This window comes from Streptomyces alkaliterrae (assembly GCF_007097205.2).
GTDB classification, from domain to species: Bacteria; Actinomycetota; Actinomycetes; order Streptomycetales; family Streptomycetaceae; genus Streptomyces; species Streptomyces alkaliterrae.
Genome location: NZ_VJYK02000119.1, coordinates 1 through 16,113, shown reverse-complemented (window position 1 = coordinate 16,113; position 16,113 = coordinate 1). Strand labels below are relative to the sequence as shown.

The following is a 16,113-nucleotide window of genomic DNA, read 5'->3' as shown; positions in this document are numbered from 1 at the left end:
CCCCGGGCGCCCCACCCCGACCAGGTGAGAAGACGTGGAAACCCGACACATAGTGGAGTACGGCGTCCTCGCCCTGCTGTGGGGAATGGTCCTGTGGCGGGCCCCCGCCGCCTGGCGCGCGCCCGGGCAGCGCATGCTGTGGCTGACCTTCGCCGCGCTCACCGTCTCCATGACCCTGCGGCTGCCCGCCGTCATGCACGCCATCGACGAGGGCACCGGCGTCAACAACCTCTCGACGCTCTGCAAGCACTTCTTCGGCATCATCGCCGCCGCGGCCCTGCTGGAGTTCGTCTTCGGCATCACCAGGCCCGGCTCCCGGCAGGGCGTCCGCCTCCGCTTCGGTGCCGCCCTCGGCACTCTCCTCGCGCTCACCGTGCTCTTCGCCGTCGTCCCGCGTGACGTCGCCGCCGAGCGCTTCTACGAGACCCACGCCGGCTCCCCGGCCGCCACCGCCTACCTGCTCGTCTGGTACGCCTACCTGGGCACCGCGATGGCCGTCGCCACCTCGCTCTTCCTGGGCGCCGCCCGACAGGCCGAGGCCGGCTGGCTGCGCACCGGGCTGCGACTTCTCGGTGCCGGAACCGCCGCCGGGGTGCTCTACGCGATGCTGCGCGTCGGCTATCTGCTGCTGCGGTTGGTCGGCGTGGCCGGGGAGACCGAGGACCCGGTGGTCACCGACACCACCGACCTGCTCAAACACGCCGCGATCCTGCTGATCCTCCTGGGCACCGCCATCCCCGCCTGGGGCATCGGCTGGCGCGGGCTGCGGCAGGCGCGCCATCTGAGCCGCCTCCGCCGCCTGTGGACAGAGCTGACCGAGGCCGTCCCCGAGGTCGTCCTCGACGAGGAGCTGCGCCGAGGCGAGATGCGGCTGCGGCTGCACCGCCGGGTCGTGGAGATCCGGGACGCCATCCTCGCGCTCCAGCCCTACACCGACGACGGTCTGCGCGACGCCGCCTGGCGGACCGCCGAGCGCAGCGGCGCCGAGGGGGAGCGGCTGCGGGCCCTGGCGGACGCCTGCTGGGTGGAGACCGCCCGCAACGCCAAGCTCGCCGGCCGACCGCCGTACGACGCCGGGCGCGACGCCGAACGGCGGGAGGAACCGACGGGCCGCGCCGAGGCGGCCGACGACGAGCCGGTGATCGGCGCGCTCGGCGATCTCGACTCCGAGGCCCGCTGGCTCTGCCTGCTGGACGAGGCCCGGCAGAGCGAGACCGTGCGCGCTTTTGTCAGCGCGGCCCCGGCGCGGGCCGCCGGCCCCGTGGAAAGCGAGAACCCGTGACCACCGACAGCCATCGACCGGCCCCCGCCGCCCCGGCCGAGGTCGCCGAGCCGTCCGACGCCACGCGGACGGCGACGTTCGCCCGCCGTGTCACCGACGGTCTGGAACCGAAGAACTGGATCATCGCGCTCACCCTCCTCGTCGGGTGGCGCGTCGACGGGCCGGCCGGCGTCGGCTGGGGGGCGTTCGGCGCGTTCTTCGCGGCGGTGCTGCCGGTGCTGTTCATCCGGTACGGCATCCGGCGCGGTCGCTGGGCCGACCGCCACGTGGGGGTGCGCCGCCAGCGGCTGGTGGTGATGGTCTTCATCATCACGTCCGTGCTCACGGGGACGCTGCTGATGCGACTGCTCGGCGCCCCCTCCCAGATGACGGCGCTGATCGCCGCGATGGTGGCCACGCTGGTGGTCCTCATGGCGATCACCGTCGTCTGGAAGGTGTCGGTGCACGCCGCCGTCTCCGCCGGGAGCGTGCTGATGCTCGCCCTCGTCTACGGGCCCTGGCTGTGGGCCGCGGCCCTGCTGGTGCCGCTGGTGGGCTGGTCCCGGGTGGCGCTGCGCGACCACACCACGGCGCAGGTGCTGGCCGGCACCGCGCTCGGCGCGCTGGTCGCCGGCGTCACCTTCACCCTGCTCAGCTGACGCCCGGCGCGGCGGCGTCCTCGTCGGAGGTGGCGTCCTCGTCGGGGGTGGCGTCCGCGGGTTCGGCGGCCAGTACGGCCAGGATGCCCTCGCCGTACTTGGCCAGCTTGTTCTCTCCCACGCCGCTGATCCCGCTCAGCTCCTCCAGCGTCGTCGGTCCGCTGACCGCCATCTGCCGCAGCGTGGCGTCGTGGAAGACCATGTACGCCGGGATGCCCTGCTCCCGGGCGGCCTCCGCGCGCCACGCACGCAGCCGCTCGAACAGCGGCTCCAGCTCCGGCGGCAGGTCGGCAGGCGCGCCGGAGCGGCGCGAGGAGTCCGCGCGGGCGGCGCGCGCCGGCTTGGCCCGGACCGGGTCACGCCGCAGCGGCACCTGCCGACGGCCGCGCAGCACCTCGTCGCTGCCCTCGGTCAGCACCAGCGTGCCGTACTCGCCCTCGACGCCGATGAGGCCCTGCGCGAGCAGCTGCCGCAGTACGCCGCGCCACTCGGCCTCCTTCAGCTCCGTGCCGATGCCGAACACGCTGAGCCGGTCGTGGTCGAACTGGATGACCTTCGCCGTCTTCCTGCCCAGCAGGATGTCGATGATCTGCCCCGCGCCGAACTTCTGGTTCCGCTCCCGCTTCAACCGGACGACGGTCGACAGGATCTTCTGGGCGGCCACCGTGCCGTCCCAGGTCTCCGGCGGTGCAAGGCAGGTGTCGCAGTTGCCGCAGGACTCGGACGCCGACTGGCCGAAGTAGGCGAGCAGCCGCGCCCGGCGGCACTCCACCGTCTCGCACAGCGCCAGCATGGCGTCCAGATGCGCCACGAGCCGCCGCCGGTGCGCGGCGTCGCCCTCCGAGCCGTTGATCATCTTGCGCTGCTGGACGACGTCCTGCAGGCCGTACGCCAGCCAGGCCGTCGACGGCAGGCCGTCACGCCCGGCCCGGCCCGTCTCCTGGTAGTAGCCCTCCACCGACTTCGGCAGGTCCAGATGCGCGACAAAGCGCACGTCGGGCTTGTCGATGCCCATGCCGAAGGCGATCGTCGCCACCATCACCAGACCGTCCTCCCGCAGGAAGCGCGACTGGTGGGCGGCACGGGTCCGCGGGTCGAGGCCCGCGTGGTAGGGCAGGGCCTCCACGCCCTGCTCGGTGAGGAAGCCCGCCGTCTTCTCCACCGACGCCCGCGACAGGCAGTAGACGATGCCCGCGTCGCCCTTGTGCTCCCCGCGCAGCAGCTCGAGCAGCTGCTTGCGCGGCTCGACCTTGCCGGCGATGCGGTACTGGATGTTCGGCCGGTCGAAGCTCGCCACGAAGTGCCGCGCGGCGGTCAGGTCGAGCCGGGTGGCGATCTCCTGGCGGGTGGCCTCCGTGGCCGTCGCGGTCAGCGCGATCCTGGGCACGTCCGGCCAGCGCTCGTGCAGCTGGGAGAGCATCAGGTAGTCGGGGCGGAAGTCGTGGCCCCACTGCGCGACGCAGTGCGCCTCGTCGATCGCGAAGAGCGAGACGCGGCCCCGGTCCAGCAGCCGCAGCGTGGCCTCGTTGCGCAGCCGCTCCGGCGCCAGGTACAGCACGTCCAGTCGACCGGCGACGAACTCCGCCTGGACCAGGCGCTGTTCGTCGACGTCCTGGGTGGAGTTCAGAAAGCCGGCGCGGACGCCGAGCGCCCGCAGCGCGTCCACCTGGTCCTGCATGAGCGCGATCAGCGGGGAGATCACCACGCCGACGCCGTCCCGCACCAGGGCCGGGATCTGGTAGCAGAGCGACTTGCCGCCGCCCGTCGGCATCAGCACCAGCGCGTCGCCGCCGCCGATCACGTGCTCGACGATCTCCCGCTGCTCGCCCCGGAACTCGTCGTAGCCGAAGACCCGGCGCAGCACCTCGGCCGGGTCCCGGGACGCCGATCCGCCACCGCCGGCGCTCTCGTCGGCCCAGGCGACGTCCTCGGGCGTCGGCCCCTCGTGGGACGGCTCGGGAGCGGCGTACGGGTCGCCGTGGGCGTCGTGGGGCGGCGGCTCGTACGGTTCGTCGTACGGGTCGTAGGGCGGCTCCTGCGGAACGTACGACTCCGACTCCCAGGGTGCGGCGGGGCCGGGCACACCGATGCCGTCACCGCGCGTCGAGGAGCCGTCACCAGGCGTAGAGGAAGCCACAGAACCCATGCCCGCAATGCTAGGGGCCGCCACCGACACCCCGAACCGTTCCGGCCGTTTTGCATGGTCCCGGACGGCTCGGGGCGGGGCCCGGGCGGGTCAGAGGCGCTTGGCGCTGCGCAGGGCGGTCGCGTAGTAGCCGTTGCCGTCGAGGCGGGAGGCGCCGCCCTTGTCGCCGATGGTCGGGCCGTTGACCTCTTCCCGGCTGGAGATGAAGATCTTCGCCCCGTCGGTGTCCGGACCGAGGTAGATGCCGACGTGGTCCAGACGCTCGCCCGTGCGCGCGTCCAGCCAGAAGAACACCAGGTCGCCGGGCTGGAGCACGTCGATCGACTTCGGCCGGTCGTAGCGCGGCCCCTTGCCCGTCAGCGGGATGATGTCGGCTCCGAGGGAGGAGCGCGCCATGCCGTTGGCGGTGCGCGGCAGGCCGTCACCCGCGTTGTCGTTGGCCATCAGCGGGTAGCGGGCCCGATACCCGAGCACCGTGCGGATGAAACCGGAGCAGTCCATCGCGCGGTAGCGCATCGACTCCGGCTGCATGGTGGTGCCGTCCCGGAAGGTGTACGGGATGCCCAGGTAGTCGTAGAAGTCGGACTGCTCGAGACGGAGGTCGTTGCCCTCCGAGCCCTCGGGGTTCAACGGGCCGAACTCGGCGTCGCCGGCGTACTTGATGCCCTCGTCGTCCACCTTGACCGGAGCGCCGGGCGTGTACTGGAAGGCGATCGCGAAGATGTCGTCCTCCTCGCTGCCGAAGTACTCGTTGAACCAGTCCTTGAACCACTTCTCCTTCTCGGCGCCCTTGGTCCACGGCTCGGGCATGAACCGCACCCAGTTCTCGGTGACGACCCGGGACTTGGTGTTCGCCGGTTCGGTGAACGTGCGGCTGGGGCCGGTGAGGGTGGCGGTCCGGGCGCCGTCGGTGAAGGTGGCCAGCACGGCGCCGTCGCCGTCGCGGAGGACCGAGCGCGCCGGGTTGTCCAGCCGCTCCCAGACCCGCTCGCCGGTCTCTCGGGCGGCGTTGGACGACTTCAGGTTGGCGACGTCGGTGACGGCCTGCACCGCGGGTGCCTTTGCCTGTTCCTGGTCGCGGAGCGCCACCGTCAGGTAGGCGCTTCCCGCCAGCAGAGCGAGGACGGTCGCGGCGTGCAGGATCGGTCGGGACTTGCGCTTGGTCGGGGCGCTCATGCTTATCGGCTCCAGTCGCTTCCGGTCGTTCGGCGGGGTCGGTACGGGCGCGGGATCAGGCGGTCGGCATGAGGCCGAGCAGGATGCCCGCGGTGAGGACGACGTAGGTCATGAGGGTCACCGAGCCGGTCGCGAGGATCGTGGCGCCCTTCGGCTGCCGGACGAGCTGGTACGCGATGAGGCCGGGGACGATGAACCCGAGGGTCTGGTTGCTGTACAGCAGCGGGAACTCCTGCTGGAGCACGATCGTCAGCGCGCCCTGCAGGACCACGCCGATCAGCACGACCGTCGCGAACAGGCGCTTGCCGTAGAGGATCACCACACGCTGCACGCCGAGCGTGCAGACGTAGGTGAGGACGGTGACGCCGAGGACCATCGCGGCGTGCTGGAGGTCCTCCACCAGCGTCAGCGCGAGCCACCCCGGGGTGATCATGCCGCCGGGGGAGAGGTTGGTCGTCAGATAGCAGACCAGGGAGAACACCAGGCCGAGCGCGATGCCGATCGCGGCGATCTCTGGGGTGAGGACGGCGGGGATCAACGGTGGTCTCCTGGGCTGTGCCTGGGTTCTGGCTGTTCGGGCGCTTCGGGCTGCTGGGCGGGGTGTCGCGGCGGCTGCCCCGACGGATCCCGGGGTGCCCGCTGGGCGGGCAGCGGGCGGGGCGGCCGGGCGTCAGGCCAGGGCGCCGGCGGACCGTCGCCCTGCTCTCCCGGCGCGTGGCCGGGCTGCGGGAACTGTCCGGTCTGCTGCTGGGCCGGGTGGAGCTGTCCGGTCTGGTGTGCCCGGCCTAGTGGCTGGACCTGGCCGGGCGGCTCGACCTGGCCGGGGTGCGGGGGCTCCTGATCCGGCGGCAGTGCCCAGCTGGGCCGGGAGCGCTCGGCCGCCCGGATGTCGTGGATGTCCGGGTAGGGCGCGTAGGGGTCCCGGTACGGCTGGAAGGGCTGCCGGGAAGCGGGCTGCTGGACCTGGCCGGGATGCTCCTGGGGGGCCGCGTGCCCGCCGTGCCCGCCTTGCCCGCCGTGGTCGCCGGGTCCGCCGGGTCCGCCGTGCGTGGGGTGCGTGCCGTGCGAGTCGGCGTCGGCGTATCCGGCCTGCGGCTGCGCGGGCTGCGGGATGTACACGGCGTGCGGCGCCGTCGCCTCGGCGTCCGCCGGGGCGTGCGCCGGCTGGTCGAGGTGCGCCGGGGCGGGCGCCGCCCCGGCGTGCGCGGCGCCGCCGGCGGGGCCGTCCCCGTCGGCGTCCGGCTCCTCGTCGGCGGGCAGTTCGGCCAGGTGCTCCAGCAGGTGCTCGCCCTGGCCGTGGATGTTGCCGATGGCCACCAGCGAGGTCTCCGGCCCCAGCCGGCCCAGCAGTTCGGCCATGAACTCCTCGGGGTCCCGCCGGTCGCCGCCGAGGTCGACGGCGCGCGGGCGCCACTCGGCCGGCATCGCGTCGAGCGCGCTCTTGGTCGGGTGGCCGATCAGGAAGACCGTGTCGGGCTCCAGGTCGGGGATGATCGCGCCCATCTGACCGTTTCGCTCGACGCGGTCGGGGCGGCAGTTGATGACCACGTTCAGCGGCCGTCGCACGGCGCCCAGGTCCAGCAGCTGGTTGATGTTCATCAACGTGGACTCGGGGTCGTTCGCCGCGAACACGTTGGCGAACCGCAGCCGCTTGCCCTCCGGGGTGCGGTACCGCTCGACGGACAGCACGCCCGGGTCCGGCGGCGCGTCGTACATGCCCTGGAGCGCGGTCTGCCGGTCCACACCCAGCAGCTCGGCGACCGTGAGCGCGATGGCGACGTTCTCCTTGAAGGTGAACCAGCTGAAGCCGCGCAGCTCCTCGTCGGTGACCATCTCGGGGTCGGCGTAGACGAGCCGGCAGTCGCGGGCGTCGGCCTCCTCCTGGAGGATGTGGAAGCGGTCGCTCTCGGCGGTCACGCAGATGCCGCCCTCGGGCATGGACCGGCTCAGCGAGCGGGCCACGTCGTCGAGGGTGGGGCCCATCTCCTCCAGGTGGTCCTCACGGACGTTGCACAGCACGCCGATCGTCGAGCGGATGAGCTTGCTCTGGTTGATCTCCTGGAGTGCCGGCATGACCGCCATGCACTCGATCACCAGCACCTGCGGGTTGTAGGCGGCGGCCCGGCGGACGATGCCGATCTGCTCGACGACGTTCGCGATGCCGAACTTCCGGTAGACCGGTTCCTCGGTGGCGTCGGGGTGGATGAAGCGGGCGGCGGTACCCGTCGTCTTGGCGACCGTGACCAGGTCGCCGCCGCGCAGGGCGCCGGCGCACAGCCGGGTGATGGAGCTCTTGCCGCGGATGCCGTTGACCAGCACCCGCGTGGGTATGCGCTCCAGGTTGGCGAAGTGCCGGCGCTGCTCGATGACACCGGCGACCAGCAGGATGCCGCAGCACACCACCAGAACCGAGTAGAGGAAGAGCACGGGTGATCAGTTCCTTCCGGCCGGTACGGCCTGGGCGCCGTCCCGCCTCTGCCGGTCCTGCAGCGCCTGCCGGACGAGTTCCAGACTTCGGGCCACGGCGCCGACCTCGTCGTGGTGCCGGGGGAAGAGGACCGTGCGCCGGTCGCCGTCGGCCAGCGCCTCCGCCTGACCGGTGAGCGCCCGCAGCGGCTTGGCGACGATGATGTGCAGCCAGCCGAGGCAGGCCGCGGCGGCGGTCAGCGCGAGCAGCCCGGCGAGGACGGTCCGGTTCTGCAGCACGTAGGCCGGGATCGCCATGCCGTTCGGCTTCTGCCAGCTCACCACGCTCCAGCCGAGCGACTTGGCCGGGCCGCCGCCGCTGAACGGCGCGGCGGCGGCGAGCTGCACGTCGTCGCCGTCGCGGAACTGCACACCGCTCGGCCGCGGGTACATGCCGACCTTCTGCGCGCTGCCCTGGGCGAGCGCGTCCAGCTGCTTGTTCGGCAGCTTCTTGAAGGGGAGGAAGCCGTTGTTGCCGCCGATCACCCGGCGTTCGGCGTCCACCACCCGCACCTGGCCGAGGCCCGGGCGCTTGAGCAGCGAGTTCAGGAAGTCGGTGCGGAACTCGCCGACGATGGCGGCGCCGCCCCGTCCGGGGATCTCGGCGTAGCCGGCGACGATCGGCTCCTTGCCGCCCTCGCCGAGCATGGCGATCGGCTCCTCGGAGGGTGCCTGGCCACCGGGGTGGCGGGGCTTGTGGCCGGTCTGGACGATCACCTCGCCCTTGCCGTCGAGGACGTACAGCGAGCGGTAGCGCTTGTGCTCGTAGGCCGTGCGCTCCAGCACCGCCCGCATGTCCTTCGGGTCGGTCTCGTCGCCGATCAGCCGCCCGACGGAGGTGAGGTCGGCGTGGCCCTCGTTGAGCGAGCGGCGCACCCGGTCGCTGATGGTGTCGGTGCGCTCGCGCTGGTCGTCGACGAGCTGCTGGGGGATGACCACCGTGTTGCCGGCCCGGTTGACGAGCAGGGCGACCGGCGCCGCCCAGGACAGGACCAGTGCCGCGCAGAGCACGATCAGCAGACTCGCGCCGAGCCTGCGGCGCAGCCGGGAGGTCGGCCGGGTGTCGGCCGGTTCACCGCCGAGCTGGACGCGCAGCCGCTCCAGCGCCTGCCCGATGCGGGCCGTCTCGCCGTACGGCGGCACCGTCACCGGGCGGCGCAGGTCACCGCGGGCCAGTCGGCGGCTCTCCAGGAAGAGTTTCAGCAGCGGCCGCTGCACGGTGCCCATCAGCACGGCGACCACCAGGGCGCCGATCAGCAGCAGCGCGCCGGCGGCGACGAGGCCGTAGAGCGGGTTGATGCTGCTGGTCGGGTCCTCCATGACCTTCACCATGGCGACGACGGTCAGGCCCAGACCGGTGGCGATGGTGCCGGGGCCCGCCTTCGGCGGCGCGAGGGTGGCGTACCCGGCGACCGAGCGGTCACCGCGGAAGGTGTCGCCGACGATGCTGCCGCTGATGCCGAGGAAGCCGCCGCTGCCGGGTTCCTTGGTGGTCTGCGGGTGCCGGTTGTTGTCCTTCACCGCCTGCTCGGCGAACACCTTCAGCTGGCGGTTGGACTCCTTGACCTCGTCCCGCTGGAGGTCCGTGAGCACCTGCTCGGGCTCGGGGATGCCGTCGCTGCTGAGGATGGTGCCCTCGGAGTCGACGACGGCGATGGCCCGGAACTTGCCGAGGCTGATGCCGGGGAAGCGCAGGCTGTTGGTCGCCACGAGCAACTGCTGCGGCTTGTCGTCCCAGGTCAGCAGCGCGAAGGACATGAGCCGGGTCTCGCCGTTGGCCAGCCGGATCATCCGGGGGGCCAGGCCGTCCGGCTCGCCGAGCTTGGTGCGGTCGATGGCTCGGAAGGGCACGTTCTCGCCGCGCGCCGCCAGGAGCTTGCCGGACTCGATCTCGATGACGGCGGTGCCCCGCCACTTCTGGTAGGTGCTGCCCACCTTGTCGAGCACGGTGTCGGGTGAGGCCGGCGCCCCGGCGCTGAACATGCCGGCGACGCGGCGGAGGTCGGTGACGCCCTCGTCGAGCGAGGCCCGCAGGGCGACGGCGCCGTCCTCCGCGAAGTGCTGCTGCGAGGTGAGCACGGCCTCGGGGAGCGCCTTGTGCTTCACGGAACCCAGTCCCAGCGCGGTGACGCCGGCCAGCGCGAGCAGCAGCGTCGCGAACACCGCGATCGGTGGACGGATTCCCCCAAGAAGCGACATGTCGGCCCGTCTGCGGGCCTTGTGCCGCCGCTTCGACTGCGAAGCGGCCACCTTCGTGCTCCCTCTTCTACCTGGTGTTTCGGCCGGTCCAGCTGGTCGACGGGACCGGGGTCGTGCGGTGTCGAACGTGTTCGACCCGCTCGCTCACGTGTTGGTTGTGCGTTCGGGCGCGGGTGTGGCCCAGTTCACGAAGCCGGGCGCCGCGCGTGGGCGCCCGCGCGGTTCACGGGCCGGCGCTCACGGCAGCCCCTGGAGTGGCTTCAGGCCGTCCCTGGCCGCTCCCCGGTTGAGCATGGTCCCCTCGGTCCGCTGGAACGCCAGCCGGTAGCGGGCGCGCTGCTCGTCGTCGAGCTTGCCGTCGGAGCGCAGCGCCGCGGCGACGTCGACGAGCCGGTGCTCGCGCTCGGGGGACGAGCCCGGGGCGGGTGCCGCGTCGTCGGCGTTCTCGGCGGCGTCGAGGTCGTAGCTGGGGTCGTGCTCGGGTACGTCGAACTCCTCGCCGGGGACCTCGACGAGCGTGGGCACGTAACGGGCCTGGACGTCCCAGTTCCCGCCGCGACGGGTGAACTCGAACCAGCCGATCGCGCCCTCCTCGGTCAGCCCGGTCGGGATGTCGTGGCGGGCGATCTGGTTGCCCAGGCTGTAGGCGACCCAGGTGCCGTTCACCTTCTCCATGGGCTGCACGACGTGCGAGTGATGGCCGATGACCAGGTTGATGCCGGTCTTGTCGGCGATGCGGCGGGCGAGCTGGATCTGGGAGCCGCTGGGGTTGGCGCGGTTCTCCCGCCCCCAGTGGATGCTGAGGATCACCACCTCGGCGCCGGCGGCGCGGGCGGCCCGTTCGGCGGCGGCGATCGCCTTGAAGGACGTCTTGTTGGCCAGCCAGGGCTGGTCCTCCGGCACCTCACGCCCGTTGAACCCGAAGGAGAAGGCGATCTGCGCGACCTTCACGCCCTTCACGTCCACGATGAGCGGGGTGTCGGCCTCCTTCTGACTGCGGGCCGAGCCGGTGTGCTTGATGCCGACCTCGTCCAGGACGTCCAGGGTGCGGTGCACGCCCTTGGGGCCGTGGTCGAGGGTGTGGTTGGAGGCCGTGGAGCAGGTGTCGTAGCCGACGTCCTTGATCGCGGTGGCGATCTGCGGCGGCACGAGGAAGTCCGGATAGCTCTCGAAGGGGCCCGCGGGCTTGCCGAGTACCGGCTCCAGGTGGCATATCGCCAGATCGGCCTTGCTGATGACGGGCTTGACGCCGGCCATGATCGGCCGGAAGTCGATCGCGTCCTCGCCCTTCTGGCCGGCGGCGGCGGCGTCGGCCTGCGCCTGCTCGGTCAGCTGCGGGTGGATCAGGATGTCGCCGGCGGCGGCGACGGTGAAGGTGACGTCCCCCTCGGGCGCGTCGTCCCCGAGTGCTCCGCAGCCGGTCGCCGGCAGGAGCAGAGCGAGGGTGGCGGCGATGGTCGCACGTCGGAGGGGGGCACGTCTGTTCACCCGGGTATCTTGCTACGACAATGAGCGTTCGGTTCCCAAAAATGATCACAACTTTGATAATTCTGCTGGTAGCGGGCATGATCGCGGCCGTTTTCGTGACGCTCTTCACGTCCGGACGGAGGGCTTCCGTGGAGTCCGTGCCCACGCCGGCCGGTCAGGTGGACCTCCGGGCGCACGTCCTGCGCTATGTCGACGGCATCGGTCGGGACACCGGCTACCGGGCCCCCGAGGAGGCCGAGCGCCGCACGGTCGCGTCCGGCGTCGGACTGCTGCTCGACGGCCGCCTCGCGCCCGCCCGCGAGCGGCTGGCCGAGGCCGACTACCGGCTGCGCGTCCTGACCGACGAAGCCGACGGCCGCCGGTACGCCGAGGTCTCCGACGGCGCCGGCGAGTACGTACGCGGCTGGGGACGCGTCTACGTGGCGCTCGACGGACCCGCCCGCTGGTCGGTGCAGATCCCCCATCCGATCGCCGACCTCGACAGCGAACGACTCGGCGTCGACACCCTGCGCGGCGCCCCCGGCGGCGTGCTTGTGCTCGCCGGTGCCCACCGCAGGGCCGGCGAGCGCGGCGATGCCGACGTCGCGCACCGGAGCGACACCGTCTTCCACGAGGTCACCCGGGAACTCGTGGCACGCGGCCTGCCCGGGCTCCAGCTCCACGGCTTCGCCAACAAGACCGTGCCCGGTCGCCACGTGGTCGTCTCCACCGGAGCAGGGGACCACGCGCTGCCCGAGGCCCGGGAACTGGCCGACGGCCTCGCGGCTGCCGGTTTCCGGACGTGCCGGGCCTGGCGTTCCCGGTGTGTGCTCGAAGGCCGGACCAACAAGCAGGGCCGCCAGGCATCCGAGGCGGAAGTCCCCTTCCTGCACCTGGAGTTCAACCGCGACGTCCGCGCCGACGAGGAGCTGAGCCGCCGCGCGGTCGCCGAACTGAGCCGCGTCGCCGAGAAGTGGGCGAAGGCCGGGGCGCGGTCGGGTGCGAAGGCGGGTGCGAGCACCGGTCCGAAGGTCGCGGCGCCCGCATAGGGTGCGGACACGTGGCCGACCGGCCACACCCACCTCTCCAGGAGGAACGCGATGGCACACACGCCCCGAGTCGGCGAGCCCGTCCGCGACTTCACTCTGCCCGGCGGCGTCCTGAGTGGCGCCGCCCCGGACGGCGGCGACGCCGGACCCTTCGAGCGCCGCGAGTACTCCACCGCCGACCACCGCGGCCGACCGCTGGTCCTCGCCTTCTATCCCGGCGACAACACCCCCGTGTGCACCAAGCAGTTGTGCTCCTACTCCAGTGGGCTGGAGGCGTTCACCGAGCTCGGGGCCGACGTGTGGGGCATCAGCCCGCAGAGCGTCGACAGCCATGAGGAGTTCGCCCGCCGCCACGGCCTGCGGATGCCGTTGCTGGCCGATCAGGACCGCGCGGTGGCCCGGGCGTTCGGCGTCGCCGCCCCCGGCATCGGACTGCGCCGCTCGGTCTTCCTCATCGCTCCGGACGGCACGCTGCACTGGAAGCACGTCGCCCTGCTCGGCGCCACCTTCCAGTCGCCCGACAAGCTCACCGAACAGCTCGCCGCGTTTTCCGAACGCTGAGAGTTCTGTTGATTCCCGTACTTCCGGCTGCGGTTGCGACCCTCTCGGGGCTGCGTTCCACTGGAATATGTCAGTGAAATCGTAGTCCCTTAGGGGGATGATTCCATGTCCACTCTGAAGCCCGAGACCGGGGACCTTCAGAAGTCGCTCGAAACAGAAGTCGAGGCGGCTCTCAATCCGGGAGAGGCAGAGGGCTTCTACCGGGACACCCGGGAATGCCTGGGGCTGCTGCTGGTCGCCGGTGCGGCGCTGCTGTCGCCGCCCACGCCACGGCCCAAGAAGTGACGCGGGGCGCGCACAGATGAGAAATCTGTCGGGTGCTGTGTGCGACCTGGCCTCCGAGGTGGTCTCCGTCCTGCGGGACGGAGGCCACCGGGCCGTCGTCTCTCCCAACGGGCAGGGGCCGGACGCCGAACTCGGCGTCGCCGCGGTACGCGTCCTCGGCGCCGACGTGCTGCTGCCCAGCACCCTGCACCGACACCCCCCGGCGCCGAGCGACCTCCAGCTCGTCCGGGAGGCCGTCCGGACGTTCCCGCCCGGCGGCGACGCCTCGGTCTCCACGGAGTGGAGCCACTGGGCGATGCGTGACGCACTGCGGCGACACGACCCCGCGGCCGCCGCGCCTCGACCCGTCGCAGCCGAACCGGTCGGAGCCGAACCCGTCGGAGGTGAACCCGTCGGAGGTGAACCCGTCGGAGGTGAACCCGACACCGCCTGGCTGTCCCGGCTCACCTGGCAGGAGCTGACCCACCAACTCGCGGTACTGGGCGCGCTCGCCGTCCCGCCCGCGGTGACCGGCCCGTCCCCGGTCGTGGCCGCCGCCGCGCCCCGGACCCTCGATCTCGCCCGCGGCTTCGTCCGCGCCGTACGCCGCCGCGACTGGCTGCAGGCCGCCGGCGCCGGCCGCTGGCTCGCCGTCCTCGACTCCGATGCCACCCCGGTACCGGCGACGCTCGGACTCGAGACCGGCCTGGAGTTCGTCCTGCGCATGGGCGGCGCCGACCCGCGGGTGGCCCTGCACGCCCACGCGGCGCAGCTCCTGCGCGCGGGAGCGGCCGGATGACCGCACACGCCGACGCTCCCACGGCGCAGACCGAGCCCGCCATGGCGCACGAGGAGGGCCACGCCGCGCTCGCCGACATCGTGCGCGGCGCTCTGGAGTGGGTGACGGCGCACCGCGACCGTTTCGCGCTCCCGCCGGACGTGCTCGAAACCCACACCGACCTCAACTGGTCGATGAAACCGCTCGGCGAACTGGCCCGCCTCTCCACGTCCATCACGCGGGCCGCACACACCGTCGCCGACCACCACGACGACCCGCACTGGCGGCAACTCGCCGAAATCGCCCGCGAACTCCTCGACTTCACCTGGTCGGAAATCGGCGAAGGGCGCGTACTGCGCGAACTCGCGCGGCTCGAACCCCACGCCACATATCCGCTGGAGATCTACGCGGCGTTCGCCTCGGCGGGACTCCGCGACGAACACTTCGAGGAATTCACCGGAACGCTCGTCCGCACCCGCGCCTGGGCGTCCACCGAACAGCAGCCCAACCGCCGGCTCGGTGTCCTCGCCGCCGAACACCAGGCACGACTGCCGAGCCACGACGACCCCACCGAGGCGCTGCGCCGCACCTGGCTCGGCGCACTCCCCGAACCCTGGACGTTCGACGTCACCGCCGGCTACGCGCTCACCCACACCGTCTTCCACCTCACCGACTGGGGCGCCCGCCCGGCCGGTGTGCCCGCCGACCTCGACACCTACCTGCACCACTGGCTGCCCTGCTGGCTGGACAGCTGCCTGGAGGACCAGCAGTGGGACCTCGGCTGCGAACTGCTGGCCGTCGGCGCGAGCCTCCCGGAGCCCTACCCGCCCGACCGCCACCTCCCGGTGTGGCGGGAGGTCGCCGGGCGGCGCGCCCCCGACGGCTCGCTCCACGAGGTCGGAGCGGAACCGCCGGACGCCTTCGCACACCGCTACCACTCGACGCTGGCCGCCGCGTTCGCCGCCGCCCTGACCGCGGCGAGCACGACCAGATCGCGGCCGTCGGAGAGCGCGCACCGAGACGCCCACCCAGGACACCCAGGACACCCAGCCCACGCGGGAGCCCACCGATGACCACGGCCACCACGACCGCCCCCGTCGCGCTGCTGCACCAGGTCGGCGCCCGGGCCGTCGACTGGCTGCACCGCCACCGCGACGGCTTCCGCCCGCGCCGCGACCCCGGCCCGCCGGCCGGCGAACGGAGACCGTCCGACCCGTCCGACGAGTGGCAGGCGCCCGGACCCGCGGCCGAATGGGAGGTCAAGGACCGGCTCAAGCCCATCGGCGAACTGGCCATCATCGGCAAGGTGCTCTTCCGGGAAGGCGTCGCCGGTTCCCGCCAGGCCGCGCTCGCCCGCCAACTCCTCGACGCCGCCTGGCGCGACCACCTGGAGGGCGGCCGACTGCTGCGGTGGATGCAGGACCGCGAACCGCTCTCCCCGATCCCCTTCGAGATCTACGTCCCCTTCCGTGAACTCGGTTACCACGACCCGGAGTTCGAAGAACACCTGCGCCACTCCCAGCGGCTCGCCAGCTGGGCTGCGGTGGAGGCCACCCCCGTGCGGCGGCTCGGCATCTCCGCGTTCGAACGCCGCCTCGGCCTCCCCCCGAGCCTGCCGGCCGACGTCGCCACCCGCCGCACCTGGCTGGGCCGCACCCCCGAACCGTGGACCGTGGAACTCAACCTCGCCTACGGCATCACCCACACCGTCTTCCACCTCACCGACTGGGGCGAGAACCCGACCGGACTCCCGCCCGACCTCGCCGACTACCTCCACGCCTGGCTCCCCGCCTGGCTCGACGACTGGCTGGAGGTCGGCAACTGGGACCTGCTCGGCGAACTCCTCGTCGTCGACGCCTGCCTGCCCGAACCCGCCCTCGACACCCGCGTCTGGCACTCCTTCGCCGAAGCGCAGGCCCCCGACGGCGCCATGCCGGCACACGGCCGGATGCCGGAGGGAGACGAGGACGACGTGTTCGACCTCGTCCACCACCCCACCCTGGTCGCCGCGTTCGCCTCCGTGCTCGCCACCTCACGCGCCATGGGCGGCCGCCGCACGGAGCCGGCCGGATGAGCCGCCCGATGTC

General features: G+C 72.4%; 13 protein-coding genes and 1 pseudogene. 8 read left to right on the top strand and 6 right to left on the bottom strand.

Translation table 11 applies throughout. From position 1 onward, the window contains the following. Positions 1 to 34: 34 nt before the first annotated feature. Both FNX44_RS13435 and FNX44_RS13430 read left to right on the top strand, forming a co-directional pair. Positions 35 to 1,282: an MAB_1171c family putative transporter gene (locus FNX44_RS13435; RefSeq protein ID WP_143648340.1), complete on the top strand. Its 1,248-nt coding sequence runs from the start codon at positions 35 to 37 to the stop codon at positions 1,280 to 1,282. Further along, a complete protein-coding gene (locus FNX44_RS13430) occupies positions 1,279 to 1,920 on the top strand; it encodes a phosphatase PAP2 family protein (RefSeq protein ID WP_143648338.1) in 642 nt (213 codons plus the stop codon). Before FNX44_RS13435 ends, FNX44_RS13430 begins: the two co-directional genes overlap by 4 nt. Here FNX44_RS13430 and recQ read toward each other — a convergent pair. The 6 genes and pseudogenes from recQ to FNX44_RS13400 all read right to left on the bottom strand — a co-directional run bounded on the left by recQ (position 1,913) and on the right by FNX44_RS13400 (position 11,395). Next, a complete protein-coding gene (gene recQ, locus FNX44_RS13425) occupies positions 1,913 to 4,066 on the bottom strand; it encodes a DNA helicase RecQ (RefSeq protein WP_228449868.1) in 2,154 nt (717 codons plus the stop codon). The two genes, FNX44_RS13430 and recQ, sit on opposite strands and share 8 nt — an antisense overlap. 90 nt (positions 4,067 to 4,156) lie before the next feature. Continuing rightward, positions 4,157 to 5,242: a C40 family peptidase gene (locus tag FNX44_RS13420; RefSeq protein WP_143648337.1), complete on the bottom strand. Its 1,086-nt coding sequence runs from the start codon at positions 5,240 to 5,242 to the stop codon at positions 4,157 to 4,159. Between the two features lie 55 nt (positions 5,243 to 5,297). Beyond that, positions 5,298 to 5,780, bottom strand: coding sequence for a poly-gamma-glutamate biosynthesis protein PgsC/CapC (locus tag FNX44_RS13415; protein ID WP_143648336.1), 483 nt, complete (start codon positions 5,778 to 5,780; stop codon positions 5,298 to 5,300). A gap of 691 nt (positions 5,781 to 6,471) precedes the next feature. Beyond that, positions 6,472 to 7,669, bottom strand: a pseudogene (gene pgsB / locus FNX44_RS29995) (poly-gamma-glutamate synthase PgsB); the annotation flags it as partial. Between the two features lie 6 nt (positions 7,670 to 7,675). After that, on the bottom strand, positions 7,676 to 9,958 hold the full coding sequence (locus FNX44_RS13405) for a HAMP domain-containing protein (protein ID WP_323369331.1): 2,283 nt from the start codon (positions 9,956 to 9,958) through the stop codon (positions 7,676 to 7,678). 186 nt (positions 9,959 to 10,144) lie between these two features. Continuing rightward, complete coding sequence (locus tag FNX44_RS13400; protein ID WP_323369330.1) at positions 10,145 to 11,395, bottom strand: CapA family protein; 1,251 nt, start codon at positions 11,393 to 11,395, stop codon at positions 10,145 to 10,147. Positions 11,396 to 11,523: 128 nt separating this feature from the next. On the opposite strand from FNX44_RS13400, the gene FNX44_RS13395 reads away from it, so the two are divergent. The 6 genes from FNX44_RS13395 to FNX44_RS13370 all read left to right on the top strand — a co-directional run bounded on the left by FNX44_RS13395 (position 11,524) and on the right by FNX44_RS13370 (position 16,100). Beyond that, positions 11,524 to 12,423 (top strand): hypothetical protein, encoded by a 900-nt coding sequence (locus FNX44_RS13395; protein ID WP_143648334.1) that lies wholly within the window; start codon positions 11,524 to 11,526, stop codon positions 12,421 to 12,423. 51 nt (positions 12,424 to 12,474) lie between these two features. Next, positions 12,475 to 12,984 carry a peroxiredoxin gene (locus tag FNX44_RS13390; protein WP_143648333.1) on the top strand — a complete coding sequence of 170 codons (510 nt, stop codon included), beginning with the start codon at positions 12,475 to 12,477 and terminating at the stop codon, positions 12,982 to 12,984. A 105-nt stretch (positions 12,985 to 13,089) separates the two neighbouring features. Next, positions 13,090 to 13,269, top strand: a complete 180-nt coding sequence (locus FNX44_RS13385; RefSeq protein WP_143648331.1) for a hypothetical protein — start codon at positions 13,090 to 13,092, stop codon at positions 13,267 to 13,269. 16 nt (positions 13,270 to 13,285) lie between these two features. Next, a complete protein-coding gene (locus tag FNX44_RS13380) occupies positions 13,286 to 14,047 on the top strand; it encodes a hypothetical protein (RefSeq protein WP_143648329.1) in 762 nt (253 codons plus the stop codon). Continuing rightward, on the top strand, positions 14,044 to 15,099 hold the full coding sequence (locus FNX44_RS13375) for a DUF6895 family protein (RefSeq protein WP_181356367.1): 1,056 nt from the start codon (positions 14,044 to 14,046) through the stop codon (positions 15,097 to 15,099). The genes FNX44_RS13380 and FNX44_RS13375 overlap by 4 nt, the downstream gene beginning before the upstream one ends. Continuing rightward, positions 15,096 to 16,100 carry a DUF6895 family protein gene (locus FNX44_RS13370; protein ID WP_143648327.1) on the top strand — a complete coding sequence of 335 codons (1,005 nt, stop codon included), beginning with the start codon at positions 15,096 to 15,098 and terminating at the stop codon, positions 16,098 to 16,100. Before FNX44_RS13375 ends, FNX44_RS13370 begins: the two co-directional genes overlap by 4 nt. Positions 16,101 to 16,113 lie beyond the last annotated feature (13 nt).